The following is a 19,401-nucleotide window of genomic DNA, read 5'->3' as shown; positions in this document are numbered from 1 at the left end:
ACAAACCCTGCAGGAGCGAGGCTTGCCCGCGAAGAGGCCCGCCAAGACAACACACATTCTGGACATGAAACCCATGAACACCACCGAAAGCCTCAAGGACTACCAGCGCGTTCGCTTGCTGGCGATCCGTTCGCTGTTCGAGATCATCGAGCAATCCAGCGAGGGCACGGTGATTGTCGACCGCGACGCGAATATCGTCTGGATGAACGAGCGCTATGCCCGCCGCTTCGGCCTGGAATCAGCCGAAGTGGCCATCGGCAAAGCGTGCGAAAGCGTGATACCGGGCAGCTTGCTACGTGAGGTGGTTCGCACCGGTCGCCCGATTTTGCTGGATATGCAGGACACGCCGAAAGAACCCCTGGTGGTCATGCGCTTGCCGATCCACGACGACGCGGGCGCCGTCATCGGCGCCATTGGTTTTGCGCTGTTCGACGAATTGCACAGCCTGTCTCCGATGCTCAAACGCTACCTGAGCATGCAGGAAGAACTGGCCTCTACCCGCTCGTTGCTGCGGTCGCGGCAGACCAAATACAACTTCGCCCACTTCATCGGGACCAGCGCCGCCAGCCTGGAAGTCAAACGCCGCGCCCGGCGCAGTGCCAGTGCCGAGTCACCGGTGCTGTTGCTCGGCGAAACCGGCACCGGCAAGGAGCTGCTGGCCCAGGCGATCCACGGCGCTTCACCCCGCGCGCACAAAGCCTTCGTCAGCATCAACAGCGCAGCGATTCCCGAGTCGTTGCTCGAAGCCGAATTCTTTGGCACCGCGCCGGGCGCCTTCACTGGCGCCGATCGCAAAGGCCGGGCCGGCAAGTTGCAGATCGCCCAGGGCGGCACGCTGTTTCTCGATGAAATCGGCGACATGCCGCTGCCGCTGCAAAGCAAGTTGCTGCGCGTTTTGCAGGAAAAGGAATTCGAGCCGGTCGGTTCCAATGAGGTCATCCAGAGTGATGTGCGAGTGATCGCAGCGACCTCCACGGACCTGGAAGCGGCGATCAAGCGCGGCGAATTTCGCGCCGATTTGTATTACCGGCTCAACGTGCTGCCGATCAACGTGCCGCCTCTGCGCGATCGTCTTGATGACTTGCCAGCGCTCAGTGAAGCGATCCTTGAGGAACTTCGCAGCCAGCATGAGCTGAACACCGAAGCCTTGGACCTGCTGGCGCATCACGCCTGGCCGGGCAATATCCGTGAGCTGCGCAACGTACTGGAACGCGCGGCGCTGCTCAGTGATGACCTGGTGCTGAATGCAGGGGACATCCGCGCGGCAATCGGGACGTTCACACCAGTGACGCGTGTGGCGCCGAGGGTCGTTGAGGCCGTTGCGCATGAAACGTTCAGCGAGGCGCGGGAGCGGTTTGACCGGCAATTGATTGAATCTGCCCTGGCGCAATGCGGGGGCAAGGTGATTGAAGCGGCGGCGCGGCTGGGGCTGGGGCGGTCTACTTTGTATAAGAAGATGGTGGCGCTAGGGATTGCCGAGTCTCCATAAAGAGACATTGATCTCTATTGGTAGATTGGGCCTCTTCGCGGGAAATCCTCGCTCCTACGGGACCAAGGCGCTCTTGTTTGTGCGGACGACCGCAAATCATGCAGGAGCGAGGCTTGCCCGCGAAGACACTCTCACAGCCGCAAAAAAATCTCGAATAAGAGACAAATCATTCAGAATCACCTTATACATAAATAAATATCCTTATATTTCAATGCCTTAAATAAATGGCACGAATCTCGCTAAAGCCCTCTCCCACAAAAGTTCCACCCTACAAAAATAACAATCCAGGAGACACACCATGAGTGTGATCATTGCCTTGGCAGCCCTCGCGCTGCTGATGCTGGCTGCTTACCGTGGCTACAGCGTTATTCTCTTCGCCCCGATTGCCGCCCTCGGCGCCGTCTTGCTCACCGACCCTTCCGCCGTCGCCCCTGCCTTCACCGGGGTGTTCATGGAGAAAATGGTCGGCTTCATCAAACTGTATTTCCCGGTGTTCCTGCTCGGCGCGGTGTTCGGCAAGCTGATTGAGCTGTCGGGATTCTCACGCTCCATCGTCGCGGCAGCGATTCGGTTGCTCGGTACACGTCAAGCGATGTTGGTGATCGTGTTGGTCTGCGCCCTGCTGACTTACGGCGGCGTGTCGCTGTTTGTGGTGGTGTTCGCGGTCTACCCGTTTGCCGCTGAAATGTTCCGCCAGAGCAACATCCCCAAGCGCTTGATCCCGGCGACCATCGCCCTCGGCGCGTTTTCGTTCACCATGGACGCCCTGCCCGGCACCCCGCAGATCCAGAACATCATCCCCAGCACCTTCTTCAACACCACCGCGTGGGCGGCGCCGTGGCTGGGTGTAATCGGCGCGATCTTCGTAGTCTGCGCCGGCATGCTGTTTCTCCAACGCCAGCGCAACAAGGCGCAGGCCGCCGGTGAAGGTTATGGCACCGAACTGCGCAACGAGCCGGAAACCGCGGCCGACATCAAACTGCCGAATCCATGGATCGCCCTGTCGCCGTTGCTGGCAGTCGGCATCATGAACCTGCTGTTTACCCAGTGGATTCCGCAGTGGTATGGCAAGACCCACAGCCTTGCGCTGCCGGGCATGGCCGCGCCGGTCACCACCGAAATCGCCAAGCTCACGGCGATCTGGGCGGTGCAAGCGGCCTTGCTGGTCGGCATCATCATGGTGCTGGTGTTCGGCTTCCAGGCGATTCGCGGCAAGTTGGCCGAGGGCAGTCGAAGTGCAGTCAGCGGTTCATTGCTGGCGGCGATGAACACCGCGTCGGAGTACGGTTTTGGTGCGGTGATCGCTTCCTTGCCGGGCTTCCTGGTATTGGCCGACTGGCTCAAGAGCATTCCCAACCCGTTGGTCAACGAAGCGATTACCGTAACCCTGCTCGCCGGTATCACCGGTTCGGCGTCGGGCGGCATGAGCATTGCGCTGGCGGCCATGGCCAATGACTTCATCGCTGCGGCCCACGCTGCCAACATTCCGTTGGAAGTGCTGCACCGAGTGGCTGCGATGGCCAGTGGTGGCATGGACACCCTGCCGCACAACGGCGCAGTGATTACCCTGCTGGCGGTCACCGGCCTGACCCACCGTGAAGCCTACAAAGATATTTTCTGTATTACGCTGATCAAGACCCTGGCGGTTTTTGTGGTGATCGGTACTTTCTACGCCACTGGCATTGTGTGAGGTATTCATGACGACTCTTTCGGGCAAGACTGCACTGGTCACCGGTTCCACCAGCGGCATCGGCCTGGGCATTGCCCTGAGCCTGGCCAAGGCTGGCGCCAATCTGATTCTCAACGGTTTCGGCGATGCGTCCAAGGTGATTGCCGAGGTCGAGCAGTTCGGTGGCAAGGTCGGCCATCACCCGGCCGACGTCAGCGACCCGGTGCAGATTGCCGACATGATTGCTTATGCCGAGCGTGAGTTCGGCGGCGTCGACATCCTGGTGAACAACGCCGGTATCCAGCACGTAGCGGCGGTAGAAGACTTTCCCGTGGAACGTTGGGACTCGATCATTGCGATCAACCTGTCGTCGGTGTTTCACAGCACCCGCTTGAGCCTGCCGGGCATGCGCACCAAAGGTTGGGGGCGGATCATCAACATTGCCTCGGTGCATGGCCAGGTGGGCTCGGTGGGTAAAGCCGCCTATGTCGCGGCCAAACATGGCGTGATCGGCTTGACCAAGGTCGTCGGGCTGGAAACGGCAACGACCAATGTGACCTGCAACGCCATTTGCCCGGGCTGGGTATTGACGCCGCTGGTGCAGAAGCAGATTGATGCTCGCATAGCGACCGGGATCGAGCCGCAACAGGCGCAGCATGATTTGCTCGCGGAGAAGCAGCCGTCGCTGGAATTCGTCACCCCGCCGCAATTGGGCGAACTGGTGTTGTTCTTGTGCAGTGAGGCCGGAAGCCAGGTGCGCGGCGCGGCGTGGAATATTGATGGTGGGTGGTTGGCGCAGTAATTCGGCAGTAAACCGCGTTATCGTTCATCGCGGGCAAGCCTCGCTCCCACAGGTTTTGTGGTTGCAGCCGGATTTGTGGCTCGACGCAAAACCTGTAGGAGCGAGGCTTGCCCGCGAATGGATCTGAAAATAGAAGAAGAGGCAAGCCATGTCCGACATCCTCTGGCAACCCAGCGCCGAGCGCATCAGCAAAACCCGCATGGAGGCCTTCCGGCGCTTCATCATTAAACGGCACCACATTCACCTCGACGACTACCCCGCCCTGCACCAATGGTCCATCGATCAGCGCGTAGCTTTCTGGCAGGCGATCGTCGACTTCTTCGACATCCGTTTCCACGATCAGCCGGACGCAGTGCTGGTGGAAGGCGCGCAAATGCCCAGCGCCGAGTGGTTCCCAGGCGCCACCCTGAATTTCGCCGAGCACCTGCTGCGCCGTCGCGACGATGCCGTGGCGATCATTGCGATTGGCGAGAACGGCCAGCGTGAACACCTGACCTGGGCGGAACTCGCCGAGCATGTCGCCGGTTTTCAAAACAGTCTGAAAGCCGCTGGCGTCGGCCTCGGCGACCGTGTCGCCGCGTGCATGCCCAATACCTGGCAAACTCTGGTGGCCATGCTCGGCACCACCAGTCTGGGGGCGATCTGGTCTTGCTCATCACCGGACTTCGGCACCCAGGGCGTCATCGACCGCTTCGGCCAGATCGAACCGAAAGTGCTCATCACCTGCGCCGGTTACCGCTACGCCGGCAAGGACATCGATCAGACCGCCAAGGTCAATGAAATCCTCGAACGCCTGCCATCCTTGCAACAGTTGATCCTGGTGCCCTATGCCCGACCACAGGCACGCATCGAACAGTTCCACACCCGAGCCAACGTGACGCTGTGGGATGATTTTTACGACATCGGTGGCGAGCCGGATTTCGTCCCCGTGCCGTTCGCCCATCCGCTGTACATCCTCTACTCCAGCGGCACCACCGGCGTGCCGAAATGCATCGTCCACAGCACCGGCGGCGTGTTGCTGCAACACGTCAAGGAACACGGCCTGCATTGCGATCTCGGCCCCGGCGACCGTTTGTTTTACTACACGACATGCGGATGGATGATGTGGAACTGGCTGGTCTCGGCCCTGGCCGTGGGCAGTGCAGTGGTGCTGTACGACGGCTCGCCGTTCCATCCGGACCCCCGGCGTTTGATCGACCTGATCGACGATGAACGCATCAGCGTCTTCGGCACCAGTCCAAAATTTCTCGCCACCCTGGAAACCCATGGGATCAAACCGCGCGAAAGCCATGACCTGAGCAGCCTGAAAACCCTGCTTTGCACCGGTTCTGCGCTGTCGCCGCAGAGTTACGACTACGTGTATCGCGACCTCAAGAGCGACCTGTGCCTGGCCTCGATGTCCGGTGGTACCGACATCGTTTCGTGCTTTGTGAACAGCAATCCTTTTGAGCCCGTGCGTCGCGGCGAAATCCAGGGCAAAAGCCTGGGTATGGCGGTCGAAGTCTGGAATGACGACGGCAAGCCTGTGATCGGCGAGAAAGGTGAACTGGTCTGCACCCGGCACTTCCCGGCGATGCCCATTGGCTTCTGGAACGACCCGCAGCAAGAGAAGCTGCACGCTTCATATTTCAGCCAGTTCCCCGGCGTCTGGGCACAGGGCGATTACGCCGAACAGCTGCCCCACGGCGCGATGATGATCCACGGCCGCTCGGACGCGGTGCTCAACCCTGGCGGCGTGCGCATCGGTACCGCGGAAATCTATCGTCAGGTGGAGAAGGTCCCACAGGTGCTGGACAGCGTGGCCATTGGTCAGCAATGGCAGGATGACGTGCGGGTGGTGCTGTTCGTGAAGTTGCGCGACGGCGTCGAACTGGATGAAGCCTTGCAGCAGCAGATCCGCCAGGTCATCCGCGCCAACACCACACCCCGGCATGTACCGGCGAAGATTGTCGCGGTGACCGATATCCCACGGACCATCAGCGGCAAGGTCGTCGAGCTGGCGGTGCGGAACGTGGTGCATGGGCAGAAGGTGAAGAACACCGATGCGTTGGCCAATCCCGAGGCGCTGGAGCAATTTCGGGATCGGCCGGAACTGGCTTTTTAAACGGTTCGATCGAACGCTCGGGCCGGGGCTGCCGTGCCCTGTGCAAACCTCTGCGCAGTCACGGGTTTGTTCAGCGTGATCAGCACCGGATCGACAATCGCACGTTCGGGGTTTGCTTCCAGCGTGCTCCGAAGGAGGGACATGTTGCGGTCAAACCCGCCCTCGTCGGTGTACAACTGGCTCAGCAGCGAAGTGACCACCGCCAGTGAGTCGGCGTTTTCAAAGGCTTTGGAACGGGCGTGACGGGCAATGCCTCCATCTGTCACCGCAAGCTGTCCGGAGGCCAGGTTCAACAGCGACGCCACGTCCAGCGACTGGCCACCCCCAACGTTGCCGGCGTCGCGGGCATAGGCGACATCACCGATCTGCGCAGGTCCGTGAAACAGCTCATGGATCAAGTCGTCTGCGACGACGTCAAGGTTGAAACCCTGGCCGATGAAGTGACGGTTGAGATTGACGGTGTAGATTTCAACGAACTTCGCGTCGGATTGCCCGGTTGCACCTTTCCACTGCTGGTAAGCGTTCGCGTCGAAAGCGGCAATGTGGTGGGTGTCCTTGAGTGGATCAAGGACGAAGTTACTGATGGAAACGCCCGCGAAGTCTGCCCTGACCGCTCTCAAATAATTCAATAACTGATTGATTGCTTCATTCGAATCGCTTCCCATCAGCAGCCTGGCGACCAGCGTGCGCTGCGCCTCAAAGTCACGGTGGATCAAGGCATTGATTGCGTTTTCGATTTTAGTCCGGGCTCGCGGCAGACTTTGTTCAATGAACTGTCGGGTGTAACTGACAGGCAATGTTTTGGTTGGGCGCGGCAAGCCGACAGGCGCCACGTAGGCAAAGTGCTCCAGTTTGGGCCCCCAGGCTTTGCCCAGGCGGTCGAGGGCATACCATTGGAGTTGGTTGCGCGCGGCCACCACTGACAGGGCCTCACCCACTGCACCACGTGGCCGCCAGCTACCCTGTCCGGTGTGGACGTGACTGGCGGCGCGGAGCAGGTCATAGGATTTGTGGCTGCCATGGAGTCTGCCCAACTGGGACTTCGCCAGTCCAAGAAGCGCTTCAGCCTGACTGCTGAAACGTAACGCGCCCTTATGGATGAGTTTGCCGGCACCATAAAACACCGTTGGCACATCATCCACGGGGTTGAAGAGGGAAACGGAGGTGACAAAGGCCAGTTTGGTCAGACGGGCGCCTTTGGACGACAGGGAGATCGCCTTCGACGAGATGCTCAGCGCTTTGGCGCCCGCCCCCACGAATGCCCCGCCCAACGCCATGGCGTCCATGACGCAACCGTAGATCCCGTCTACGACCTTGTTGTGCTCTCCGGAAGACAAATCCTCGATGCACTTTTTGAACGGAACCACCAGATTCACGATGTAATCGGCAGTCTCTTCGCCTTTTTTGCGTTCGGTTTCAAGCGCTGTCGGCACGGTGGCCATCAACTCGATTTCGTCCAATGTGCGCAACGGATGATTGTTCACAACGAACGCCGCAATTCGCGCCAGTTGCGGATTGCCAACATTCATATAAGTACTCTGCTGGCGAGCCGTTACTTGCAGTGGCGCGGGGAGTTCGCCCAGTTTTTCAATAATTGCCATGTCGCTGCTGGCGTCATTCCCGGCGAAAACGCCGTCGGTATATTCAATAACAGAAAGAGGCAACCATTCGGGGGGCGCAGGTCGTTCCGGCGCATTCAGGTCCCCGGTGAAATCCATTCTCGCGGCCGTTCGCAATTTACCTGTTGAGATGATCAGCGAGGCGAGCGTGTTGTTTCTCCGTAATTCACCCCGCAAGGTGAACAACTCATAACACACCGCCGTGTTTGCGTGAGTTGCAAACATGACAATGCCGAAGCGTCCCTTGACAGCATCGCTACCTTGCCGGGTTTCGTAAGTCGTTGAAACAGGGACTGGCGATATTGAAAAGAAAGACTCGGTTCTGGTGGCCGGAAGACGAACGGTAAAAAAGCTGATTTTTCCGTTCAGAAAGACGTCCAGATCATGAGGAAGCATGTGTGAAAGGGCCAACTTGATGTTGCTCGCCAGCGCGTTATTCAACTGGCCGTGATAATCGCGCAATTGGCGATGGTACTCGACATTGTTGGGAGGCAGGCTCCGCAACCTTGGAAAGCGACTATAAAGGCTAGTGACCGAGGGGTCGTACCGAGTTGGTCTTTTGTAATGGGTGATACCGGCCAACAAATCAGGGGTCCCGGAAATAACTTTATCGGGAAAGACCGCAGGAAAATCCCACTGGCCACCTTCCAGATCCGCCGACATGTGCAACTCGACCATGGACATGGGGTTGGAGGACGCATAAAGGCCGGGGTGTTGATAGAGCACTTTATCGTCGAGAAAATCACACTCCGGCACCGCTCCTTGCAAGGCTTCGCGCGCGATGGTTTCGCGGTTGGGCATCGGGATGGAATAGACGCGCGCCAGATGGGTGAAGTTTTCCGCATATGCCTGGAACGCGGTGATGGCCCGCTCGGTGCTGTCCTTTGCCGCTTGAGTCAGCTCGCTTGCGCTGATAACGCTGTTGATCAGGGCCCAGTCGACGATCGGATCGATCATTGCCAAATCCCTCAGTCGGGACAGCGGCTCGCTGACAGGCTCCAGTTCGACATACGCCATGATTTGCGCATACGTCAGCACACGCGACGCGCCCTTCCTGACCGCTTCCGCCAAGGCAACGCCATGGCAAAAGGTTACCCAGGCAACCGAGCCCATCGTCATCGACGATGGCACGCCCCTGACCAGAAATTCCGGCGCAATGTCCGCCAGCAGCAGATGACACGCCAGTGGCGCCGCCGCAGGATCAACCCAGCCCTTGGTATAGAGAAAGGCTTGCAGCTCTTCGCGGACCATGGCCGGCGACCGCTCTACGTTGCTCGGCGCATATAAAGCGAAACCACCGAGACTCTTGCGGTCCCCGGTGCTACCAAGAGACGGATAAAGATCCAGCAACAGGCTGGTGACCAGCAGTTGCTCGAGATCTTGCGCAGAGACGTTCTGCCCGGGATGCGCGCCGAACCAGTCCGACGCTTCCAGAATCTGCCTGGCACAGGCCTGGGCCACCGGATGCTTGACCAACGCGACGATCCGCTCGGCGGCATTTTCGTGTGTCGCAACGGCGCGTCCCGTTTCGCGGTACAACATGTCCAGCAGTCTGGTGTTCTGGGTAACACGCTGAGTAACCTGCCGAATGGCGGTCCGTTGCTCAGCCGACAAGACGGCTAACGATGAATCATCCGTAACCAACTGCCCCCAATAGTGCCCCAACTCATCGACATCAGGATCAAACTCGAAAAGCGCGATCAGGTTTCTGGTTTCGCTCACGTTCGTTGGAACCGTCAGGCCATGAAACCTCAGCCATTGGTCCACATCGACGAAATCTTCGGTGTAAATGTATCCACCGGCTTGCCTGGCAATATCACCTACCACCAGCAGCTTTTGATAATAGTGCGACGCCTGGACGATATTCACGTCGACGACTTCCCACACTTGCCGCTCTTTTCGGAATATCTCAAGTCCGCCGTTTTCGTTAATACGGGTTGCCGCCATATTCTCCGGACGGTGGCGACGGAGTTCGTCCATTACGACCGTGTAGTTGGCCAGGTTATTCCATGCCACTCGCCCCGGCATATGGACTTCATACAGCGAAGAACCTTTTGCCAGCTCAAACTCATAACCTTGCCAACAGTACGGCCCTTCATCCTCTTGATCCTCGAAGACACTTTGCAACAAGCGCGCGACCACTTGTCGTTCAGCGGCATCGGCCCTTAACCACTGGTGCTGGACTTCTGAAACGGCTCCGGACAACGGATAGTCTTTATATTTCAACTTAACAACCATAAAACAACCTTATGTATTTAGTTCACTGATTCATTAATCGAAGGTGAATCCTGACCCACCAAAAATTAACTAAACAGTAAAACTTCATAAGACAACATTTCATCGTCGCCGCCTTACCCACCTCATCAATCCACTAACCCCCAGTCCCCATTGGGCGCATTGGCGGTCGAAGGCCCACCGCCATACAGCTTGAGGCGCAACTTCAGATTGCTCAGCGAGTCCGCATTTTTTAGCGCCTCTTCCTCACTGATTGCGCCTTCCATCACCAGTGCATACAGTGCGCCATCGAACGTCTGCATACCGAACTCTGCGGACTTTTCCATGATGTCTTTAAGTTCGTCCAGTTGATTGCGCCTTATCAAGTCACCGATCGTGGGTGTTCCCAACATCACTTCCACTGCCGCCCTGCGCTGACCGTCACGGGTCCGCACCAATCGTTGGGAAACAAACGCTTTCAGATTGTTGCTCAAGTCATGCAGCAACTGCGTCCGTCGCTCTTCGGGAAAGAAATTGATGATGCGGTCCAGCGCCTGATGGGCGTTGTGCGCGTGCAACGTCGAGATCACCAGATGGCCCGTATCGGCAAACGCCAGCGCGTGCTCCATGGTTTCGCGGTCGCGGATTTCGCCGATCAGTACCACGTCCGGGGCCTGGCGCAGGGTGTTTTTCAGGGCAGCATGAAAACTGCGGGTATCGACGCCGACCTCGCGCTGGTTGATGATCGACTGCTTGTGCCGATGGATGTACTCGATCGGGTCCTCGATGGTGACGATATGGCCAGTGCTGTGGCGGTTGCGGTAATCGATCAGCGCCGCGAGGGAGGTTGACTTGCCGCAATCGGTGGCGCCGACGAACAGTATCAATCCTTGTTTGAGCATCACGGTTTCGAGCAGCACCGCCGGTAGTTTGAGGTCTTCGAAACGCGGGATGTCGAGCTTGATGTTGCGTGCCACGATTGACACATCGTTGCGTTGCTTGAAGATGTTGACCCGAAAGCGCCCGACACCCGCCAGGGAGATTGCCAGGTTCATCTCCAGTTCCCGATCGAACTCCAGGCGCTGTTCGGCGTCCATGATGGACTCGGCAATGGCCGCGACTGCTCCCGGCTTGAATGGCTGGTCGGTCAGCGGCTTGAGCACACCGTCGAACCGCGCACTGGGTGGTGCGCCGGTGGAAAGATAGAGATCGGATCCATTCCGGTCAGACAGTATCTGCAACAGTGCATCGATTTCCATGGCAAAAAACACCCGCGAAGCATTCAATGAAAAAGTAATGACCCATGGCAGGTCATCCAGCGTCTACCGCCCTGCAAGGATAGTAGACGCCGCGCCACCGACTTAAGTGCAGGACAATTTGATGAACGCAACACTGACGGGCAGCGATGCACAGGCCTTGATCGCCAGACTGGACTGGACACGCACCCCGCTGGGCGCTGCCAGCACCTGGCCACAGAGCCTGCGCACTGCCGTGGACATCGTGATTCATTCACCGATGCCGATGCTGTTGCTGTGGGGGCCGCACCTCACGCAGATCTACAACGACGGCTTCGCCCTCCTCGCCGGCAGCAAGCATCCACACGCTTTCGGACAACCGACGCACCAAATCTGGCCAGAACTTCAGGACTTTACCAGCCCCATTTACAGCGCTGTCCTACAAGGCCAGGTGCGTACCTACAGCGAACAACGTTTTACCTTGCAACGCGACGAAGGTGATTCCGACTTCTGGCTGGACCTGACCTACAGCCCGATCCGCGATGAAAACGCTGAGGTTGCTGGCATTCTGGTCACCGCCATCGAAACCAATGAACGCCGACGCATCGCGCTGGAACTGGAACAGCGGTCGGCCGCCAGTCTCAAGGCCCAGCACGAAACCGAACAGCGCCTGCAACTGGCGCTGGCGGCCACCGACGCCGTCGGCACCTGGGATTGGGACATCGGCGAAGATCGCTTCATCGCCGATGCGCATTTCGCCGAACTGCACAACATCGACCCGCTGCTCGCCAGTCAGTTGCCCATCAGCGCCTACCTCCAGGCCGTGCACCCGGAAGATCGCGCCATGGTCGCCCGCAGCATCAAATATTCCATCACCCACGGCACCGAATACGCCGAGGAATATCGCTTGCTGCAACCCAGCGGTCACCTGCGCTGGGTGTTTGCCCGCGGTCGCTGCTACAAGGACCACCATGGCCGGCCGATCCGCTTCCTTGGCGCCGCGCTGGATCTGACCGAACGCAAGCTCACCGAGCAAGCCCTGCGCCAGAGCCAGACCGAGTTGCAGCTGATCATCAACGCCATGCCCATCCTGATCAGCTACGTGGACAGCGAGGAACGCTTTCGCTTGAACAACGCCGCTTATCTGGACTGGTATGGCCTGACACCGCAGGAACTCTATGGCCGCACCATTCGTGAAGTGCTGGGCGAGGAAGCCTATGCCTTGCGCGCCGAACACATTGCCCTGGCGCTGACGGGCAAGTCTTGCTGTTTCAGCATCAATACCCCGCACCGGGACGGCAGTAACCGCCATGCCTTGATGAATTACTTGCCGCGCCACGGTGCCGACGGCACGGTGAATGGTTTCTACATCTTTGTCATTGACGAAACCGAGCGCAAACAGACGGAAGAAGCCCTGCGCAATCTCAACGATACCCTTGAGGAACGGGTCGCGGCCCGCACCCAGCAGTTGGCCGAAGCCAACCAACGGCTGCAAAACGAGATGTTCGAGCGTGAACGCGCGGAAGACGCCTTGCGCCATGCGCAGAAAATGGAGGCGGTCGGGCAGCTCACCGGCGGCATCGCCCACGACTTCAACAACATGCTGACCGGGATCATCGGCAGCCTCGATCTGATGCAGCGCTATATCGCTGAAGGGCGCGCCGCCGAGATTGGCCGTTTCACCGAAGCCGCGGTGTCCTCGGCCAATCGTGCCGCCGCCCTGACCCATCGGCTACTGGCGTTTTCCCGGCGTCAGTCGCTGGATCGCCGGCCGCTGAACGCCAATGACCTGGTGCACTCCCTGGAAGACTTGTTCAGCCGGACCAAGGGCGATCACATCGAACTCAAACTGCTGCTGGCCGGCGAGGTCTGGCCGGTGAGCACTGACGTCAGCCAACTGGAAAACGCTCTGCTCAACCTCGTCATCAACGCCCGGGACGCCATGCCCGATGGCGGCGAGTTGCTGATCGAAACCGCCAACGTTTACCTCGACGGCAGCGACATCACCACGTTGGAACCGGTCAAGGCCGGGGATTACGTGATGATTGCCGTCAGCGATAACGGCACCGGGATGACACCGTCGGTGCTGGCCAAGGCGTTCGACCCGTTCTTCACCACCAAACCCATCGGCCAGGGTACCGGCCTTGGGTTGTCGATGATTTATGGGTTCGCCCAGCAGTCGGGCGGGCATGTCAGCCTGTTCAGTTTGCCGGGCAAGGGCACCAGCGTTCGCCTTTACTTGCCCCGATTGCACGCCACGGAACCGGAAAAAGTACTGCTGCCGTTCACGGGCGAGGCTCCGGCGGCGATTGCCGGCGAAACCGTGGTGTTGGTGGAAGACGACCCGGCGGTGCGCATGCTGGTGCTCGACCTGCTCAACGAGCTGGGTTATCACGCCCACGAAGCCGAGGATGCGAAGACCGCCCTGCCCTTGCTGGAATCCGACCTGAGGGTCGATCTGCTGGTGACCGACGTAGGCCTGCCGGGCATGAACGGCCGGCAACTGGCAGAGATCGCTCGCCAGCACCGCCCCGAACTCAAGGTCCTGTTCATGACCGGTTACGCGGAGAAAGCCGCCGAACGCCAGGGTTTCCTGGAAGAAGGCATGGACATGGTCGCCAAACCGTTTTCCATTGACCTGTTGGCCAACAAGATTCGCACGATGATCGGCCAACCGGAGTGAGTTGAGGCATAATCGCGCGCCCCGCTGGCATCAACATAGCCATCACCGTTGCAAGGTATGCCCCCATGAAAGCTCAAGCCCGCCATATTCTGGTGAAAACCTCGGAAGAAGCCGAGCAGCTCAAACAACGCATCGCCAAGGGCGAAGCCTTTGATGTGCTGGCCAAGAAGTACTCCACCTGCCCGTCCGGCAAACGCGGGGGCGACCTGGGTGAAGTGCGGCCTGGGCAAATGGTCGGGGTGATCGACGCGGTGATCTTCAAAAAACCGCTACGGGTGGTGCATGGGCCGATCAAGAGCAAGTTCGGGTATCACCTGGTGCAGGTGTTTTACCGGGATTGATGGGTTTGGCTTAAAGGCCCTGTGGCGAGGGAGCTTGCTCCCGCTGGGCTGCGTAGCGGCCCCAATTTACGGCTGCTGCGCACCCGAACGGGAGCAAGCTCCCTTGCCACAAAAGCTTATTTCAATCTTTGGGAATCAGTGCTCCAGGCACTTGAATCACCCGACTCGCCAACCGATGCCCCGCCTCGGCCGCCTCAACCGCACTTCCACCCTTGAGCCGACTGGCCAGATACGCCGCGCTGAACGAATCCCCCGCCGCCGTGGTGTCCACCACGCGCTCGACCTTCTGCGCGGGCACCTCGAACGACTCGCCATCACAGCGAATCAGACACGCCTCGGCGCCACGCTTGAGCACCACTTCGGGGGTGCCAATCTGCTCGTAAGCGGCAAACACCGCCTCGCCATCGGAAAAATGAAACAGCGCCTGCTCGTCATCGACGGTCAGCAACGCCAGATCGACATAGGGCAAGACGCTGCGATAAGCCGCCCGCGCCTCTTCGACTGACGCCCACAAGCGTGGCCGGTAGTTGTTGTCGAACACGATCCGCGCATCCCGCTGGCGGGCCTCGATCAGGGTTTCCAGCAGTTTCACCCGACCTTGCACGCCGAGCACTGCCAGGGTGATGCCGCTGAAATACAGCACGTCGTAATCCGGCAGCGCGGCCAGGATCGGCGCGGCGGCCGGGGTGGTGAAGCAGTCGCGCACGGCCGCTTCGTTACGCCAATAGAGGAAGCGGCGCTCGCCCGCCGCATCAGTCTGGATGCAGTACAAACCGGGCAGTCGCCCGGGCAGGCGCTGAACCATGCCCAACCCGATGTGTTCGTCGGCCCAGGTCTGGCACATGGCATCGCTGAAACTGTCGTCGCCCAGTGCAGTGACGTAATCGACGATGCCGCGGGTGCCGAGTTCCCGGGACAGGTAGACCGCAGTGTTCAAGGTATCGCCGCCGAAGCTCTGTTGCAGCGTGCCATCGGCGCGTTGTTGCAGCTCGATCATGCATTCGCCGATCAAGGCGATGCGCGGGGTGTTGGGGCCGAGGGTGTTGATGGTGTTCATTGTTGTGGGGTCTCTGGTATTGCGGTGTTGTCTGGGAGGATGCCATCGCGAGCAGGCTCACTCCCACATTGGATCTTCAGTGTTCACAAGATCCCTGTAGGAGCCGGCTTGCTGGCGAAGGCCGCGCCTCGGTCCGAAGCCTTAGAAACAGGTTTCCATGGTTTCGATGACGTTCAGCTGCTCATCCACCAGACACCCCGTGCGCCACTTGTCGAACGTCAGGCACGGGTGCGAAGTGCCGAACGAAATGATGTCGCCCACCCGCAGCTCAACCCCCGGCGCCACGGTCATGAACGCGTGCTGGTCCATCACCGCCGTCACTTTGCAGGCGCTGACATCGTCGCCGGTGGCAGGCACCACGCCGGCCTTGTAACGCAGCAGCGGCACGGGCAACCCCGCGTCGTAGGCGACGTCGCGTTTGCCCAGGGCGATCACCGCAAAACCCGGTTCCGGCAACGACTGCACATGCGCCCAGACTTCCAGCGCCGGGCGCAGGCCCTCGTGCAGATCGCTGCGGCGGTCGAGCACGCAGCATTGCGCTTCCTTGTAGATGCCATGGTCGTGAGCCACGTAGCTGCCGGGGCGCAACACACTGAGGAAACGTCCACCCGCGTTCTGCGTTTCGAAGGATTCGGCGATCAAGTCGTACCAGGCCGAACCCGACGCGGTGATGATCGGCTTGGGAATCGCAAAGGCGCCGCTGTCCTGCAACTGCACGGCCAGGCGCACCAGGGAGGCGGCGAATTCACGAATGCCTGTGACCGCATGATCACCGTGGATCACGCCCTCGTAGCCTTCGATGCCGGTCAGCGCCAGCGCCGGTTGGGCGTTGATGGCTTTGGCCAGCGCGATCACTTCCGTTTCACTGCGGCAACCGCAACGACCACCGACCACGCCGTACTCGATCATCACGTTCAGGCGCACACCGCGCGAGGCGAAGTACGCGCCCAGGTCAGCGACGTTGTCCGGGTGATCGACCATGCAATGGAAGTCGAACGTCGGGTCCGCCAGCAAATCGGCGATCAGCGCCATGTTCGGCGTACCGACCAATTGGTTGGCCATCAGCACCCGACGCACACCGTGGGCATAGGCCGCGCGGGTTTGCGTGGCGCTGGCCAGGGTGATGCCCCAGGCGCCGGCGTCCAGTTGGCGCCGGAACAGCGCGGGCGTCATGCTGGTTTTGCCGTGGGGCGCGAGTTCCGCGCCGCTGTTGCTGACAAACGCCTGCATCCAGCGAATGTTGTGTTCCAGCGCTTCGCGGTGCAGCACCAGCGCAGGCAGGCTGACGTCGCGCACGAGATTGGCGCCAGTCTGGGCAAAGCCCTTTTCCACAGCGGCAGTGTTTTGGGCAGAAGACATGGTCGAACTCCTCACATTCGCGGCTGCAGACAGCCGCTTTTATTCGTTGATACGCCGGGCCAGGCTATTGGCGCTGTCGATCAGCACCCGGCGATAGTCGTTGTAATTGTTCTTGGCGTCGTCCCGTGGGGCGACGATGCACAGGGTCGCAATGGCCACGCCGCTCGGGTCTTTGACCGGGGCGGCGAAGCAATGGGTGAAGGTGTCGGCGACGCTATCGAAAGAGAAGAAGCCATCGATACCGGCCTGACGGATTTCCTTGAGAAACTGCTCCAGCGGCAGGCGTTCGCCGTCGGGCAGGATGAAGTCGTCGTGGTCGATCAGGTCAATGATCTCCTGATCACTCAGGTGCGCCAGCAGCAGGCGCCCGGACGCAGTCCAGGGGATTGGCGCGTTCTCGCCGATGTCCGAGGAAATACGGAAATGGCGCTCGCCCTCTTTCATCAGCGCGACGGTGTATTTGCGCCCGTTAAGCAGGCACATCTGCGCGGTTTCATGGGTCTGGCTGACGATGTCCTGCAAAGCGTGATCGGCTTCGCGGGTCAGGTCGAAATGGCGCAAATGCGCTTGCCCGAGAAAGTACAACTGACGGCCGAGGTAGACGTGACCGTCCTTGCCCACGGGTTCGAGAATGCGTCGTTCCAGCAGGGAAGCGACCAGTTCGTAGATCGTGGATTTCGGGCTATCGATGCCGCTGGCGATTTCATTCGGGCGCAGCGGTTTGCCGACTTCCTTGAGGAAATCGAGGATATCGAACGCCCGGTCCAGACCGCGAGCCCGGCGCTTGATGGTGTCTTCGGTCATGTCAGTGGTTCCCATACAAATTCGCCGGGGAGTTTACCGCTAATGATCGTTCCCACGCTTGGCGTGGGAATGCCTCAATGGACGCTCTGCGTCCGCTTTGGGACGCGGAGCGCCCCGGGCTGCATTCCCCCGCAGAGCGTGGGATCGATCATTAGGCTCAGGCCTTTTTCTTGTACGCGATGCAGTCGATCTCGACCTTGCAATCGACCATCATGTTCGCCTGCACACAGGCCCGGGCTGGTGCGTGCTCGCTTTTGAAGTACTCGGAGAAGACCTTGTTGAAACTGGTGAAATCCCGCGGATCCTCCAGCCACACGCCAGCACGCACCACGTCTTCCAGGCCATAACCGGCCTCTTCGAGAATCGCGATCAGGTTCTTCATGGCCTGGTGGGTCTGCTCGACGATGCCACCGGTAATGATCTCGCCGTCCACCGCCGGCACCTGCCCGGAAACGTGCAGCCAGCCATCGGCTTCAACGGCTCGGGCGAATGGGCGAGGCTGACCGCCAGCGGCGGTGCTGCCGGTGCCGTAACGAGTAATACTCATGAGTGTTTCTCCTGATCGAAAAAATATAAAAGTTAAAACCGCGTGTTCTTGAGAAATTCGGCAAGACGCGGCGATTGCGGGCGTTCGAACAGCTCCTTGGGAGGCCCCTGCTCTTCGATCCGCCCCTGGTTCATGAAGACGATCTTGTCCGAGACCTCGAAGGCAAAACGCATCTCGTGGGTGACCAGCAACATGGTCATGCCTTCGTCGGCCAGGCCCTTGATCACGTTCAGCACTTCGCCGACCAGTTCCGGGTCCAGGGCCGAGGTCACTTCATCGAACAGCATCAGGCTCGGGTTCATCGCAATCGCCCGGGCAATCGCCACGCGCTGTTGCTGACCGCCGGACAACTGGCCGGGATAGTGGTCACGACGCTCCAGCAGGCCAACCCGCTCCAGCCATTTCTCCGCCAGCGCCACCGCTTCTTCCTTGTGCAGTTTCTTGACCTTGAGCAAGCCAAGGGTGACGTTCTGCAGCGCGGTCAGGTGCGGGAACAGGTTGAACTGCTGGAACGCCATGCCGGTCATTGCCCGGTGCCGGGCGATGACTTTTTCCGGGTGACGCACGCGCTTGCCGTTGACCTCGTCATAGCCGATGGACTCGCCATCGAGCACGATCTGCCCGCCCTGGAATTCTTCGAGCATGTTCACGCAACGCAGCAGCGTGGTCTTGCCCGAGCCGCTGGAGCCGATCAGCGTGACCACGTTGCCGCGCTGCATGGTCAGGTCGACGCCCTTGAGCACTTCAAGCTTGCCGTACTGTTTGTGCAGGCCGCGAATGTCCAGCAGGGCCTGGTTCTGTGTCGAAACTTGAGGTTGAGTCATGGCAAGGCCACCCGCTTTTCAATGTGCCGGCCGAGTAATTCGATGGCGTAGTTGATGACGAAAAACAGAAATCCGGCGAACAGGTAAAACTCCAGCGTCATGAAGGTGCGCGCGATGATCTGCTGCGTGCTGAGCAACAATTCCGCCACACCGATGACCGACGCCTTGACGATTTCGGTCGACGAGTTGACCCAGGTCGGCAGGATCTGCCGCAACGCCTGGGGCAACAACACGTAGCCGAGCGCCTGATAAAACGTCAGGCCGATGGCCTTGCTTGCCTCCATCTGGCCACTGGGCAACGCTTGCAACGCGCCGCGCACAATCTCCGCGACGTGGGAGCCGCAGAACAGCGTCAGCCCCAAGGCACCGGCCTGAAACGCGCTGATTTGCCAGCCCAATGCGGGCGCCATGTAGAAGCAGGCCAGCACCAGTACAAACACTGGCGTGCCGCGAATAATGTCCACGTAAAACCGGAACGGTGCGCGCATCCAGAACTTGCCGTAGGTCAGCACCAGACCGGTAACAATACCGACCATCGTACCCAGCAAAATCGCCAGGGCCGAGACCTGCACACTGGTCAAAAAGCCCTGCCACAGAACTTCCCGCGCCACCCATAACTCATGCAACCAACTGGGGGATTCGTACATGGTGGCC

14 protein-coding genes are annotated in these 19,401 nt (G+C 59.7%); 6 read left to right on the top strand and 8 right to left on the bottom strand.

Annotated features, from left to right (window positions below):
* Positions 1-73: 73 nt before the first annotated feature.
* From AB4N91_RS10545 to AB4N91_RS10530, 4 genes are all read left to right on the top strand, one after another.
* Entirely contained in the window at positions 74-1,489 is a 1,416-nt protein-coding gene (locus AB4N91_RS10545) for a sigma-54 interaction domain-containing protein (RefSeq protein ID WP_169857651.1), read from the top strand.
* A gap of 298 nt (positions 1,490-1,787) precedes the next feature.
* On the top strand, positions 1,788-3,179 hold the full coding sequence (locus AB4N91_RS10540; RefSeq protein WP_010460857.1) for a GntP family permease: 1,392 nt from the start codon (positions 1,788-1,790) through the stop codon (positions 3,177-3,179).
* Between the two features lie 7 nt (positions 3,180-3,186).
* Positions 3,187-3,960 carry a 3-hydroxybutyrate dehydrogenase gene (hbdH, locus tag AB4N91_RS10535; RefSeq protein WP_010460859.1) on the top strand — a complete coding sequence of 258 codons (774 nt, stop codon included), beginning with the start codon at positions 3,187-3,189 and terminating at the stop codon, positions 3,958-3,960.
* Positions 3,961-4,108: 148 nt separating this feature from the next.
* Positions 4,109-6,064 (top strand): acetoacetate--CoA ligase, encoded by a 1,956-nt coding sequence (locus tag AB4N91_RS10530; protein ID WP_311095927.1) that lies wholly within the window; start codon positions 4,109-4,111, stop codon positions 6,062-6,064.
* Here the strand turns inward: AB4N91_RS10530 and AB4N91_RS10525 are convergent.
* Together AB4N91_RS10525 and AB4N91_RS10520 are read right to left on the bottom strand one after the other, a co-directional pair.
* Entirely contained in the window at positions 6,061-9,921 is a 3,861-nt protein-coding gene (locus tag AB4N91_RS10525) for a hypothetical protein (RefSeq protein ID WP_460112402.1), read from the bottom strand. The two genes, AB4N91_RS10530 and AB4N91_RS10525, sit on opposite strands and share 4 nt — an antisense overlap.
* A 125-nt stretch (positions 9,922-10,046) precedes the next feature.
* On the bottom strand, positions 10,047-11,156 hold the full coding sequence (locus tag AB4N91_RS10520) for a PilT/PilU family type 4a pilus ATPase (protein ID WP_154912118.1): 1,110 nt from the start codon (positions 11,154-11,156) through the stop codon (positions 10,047-10,049).
* 121 nt (positions 11,157-11,277) lie between these two features.
* Between AB4N91_RS10520 and AB4N91_RS10515 the strand changes: the two genes are divergently transcribed.
* Together AB4N91_RS10515 and AB4N91_RS10510 are read left to right on the top strand one after the other, a co-directional pair.
* A complete protein-coding gene (locus AB4N91_RS10515) occupies positions 11,278-13,815 on the top strand; it encodes a PAS domain-containing hybrid sensor histidine kinase/response regulator (protein ID WP_077747701.1) in 2,538 nt (845 codons plus the stop codon).
* A 65-nt stretch (positions 13,816-13,880) separates the two neighbouring features.
* The gene (locus tag AB4N91_RS10510; protein WP_007898282.1) at positions 13,881-14,156 is read left to right on the top strand and encodes a peptidylprolyl isomerase; all 276 of its coding nucleotides are present in this window, start codon (positions 13,881-13,883) and stop codon (positions 14,154-14,156) included.
* Between the two features lie 121 nt (positions 14,157-14,277).
* Here the strand turns inward: AB4N91_RS10510 and AB4N91_RS10505 are convergent, their stop codons facing one another.
* From AB4N91_RS10505 to AB4N91_RS10480, 6 genes are all read right to left on the bottom strand, one after another.
* Positions 14,278-15,213: a sugar kinase gene (locus AB4N91_RS10505; RefSeq protein ID WP_083376588.1), complete on the bottom strand. Its 936-nt coding sequence runs from the start codon at positions 15,211-15,213 to the stop codon at positions 14,278-14,280.
* A gap of 141 nt (positions 15,214-15,354) precedes the next feature.
* The gene (locus AB4N91_RS10500; RefSeq protein ID WP_102594997.1) at positions 15,355-16,572 is read right to left on the bottom strand and encodes an amino acid deaminase; all 1,218 of its coding nucleotides are present in this window, start codon (positions 16,570-16,572) and stop codon (positions 15,355-15,357) included.
* A gap of 39 nt (positions 16,573-16,611) precedes the next feature.
* Positions 16,612-17,376 (bottom strand): IclR family transcriptional regulator, encoded by a 765-nt coding sequence (locus AB4N91_RS10495; RefSeq protein ID WP_010460880.1) that lies wholly within the window; start codon positions 17,374-17,376, stop codon positions 16,612-16,614.
* 157 nt (positions 17,377-17,533) lie between these two features.
* Positions 17,534-17,923: a RidA family protein gene (locus AB4N91_RS10490; RefSeq protein WP_010460883.1), complete on the bottom strand. Its 390-nt coding sequence runs from the start codon at positions 17,921-17,923 to the stop codon at positions 17,534-17,536.
* Between the two features lie 32 nt (positions 17,924-17,955).
* A complete protein-coding gene (locus AB4N91_RS10485) occupies positions 17,956-18,747 on the bottom strand; it encodes an amino acid ABC transporter ATP-binding protein (protein ID WP_010460885.1) in 792 nt (263 codons plus the stop codon).
* Positions 18,744-19,394 (bottom strand): amino acid ABC transporter permease, encoded by a 651-nt coding sequence (locus AB4N91_RS10480; protein WP_460112400.1) that lies wholly within the window; start codon positions 19,392-19,394, stop codon positions 18,744-18,746. The genes AB4N91_RS10485 and AB4N91_RS10480 overlap by 4 nt, the downstream gene beginning before the upstream one ends.
* Between the last annotated feature and the right edge of the window lie 7 nt (positions 19,395-19,401).

It is taken from the genome of Pseudomonas sp. H3_D04, assembly GCF_054669175.1.
This window is presented reverse-complemented; position numbering and strand designations above follow the sequence as displayed.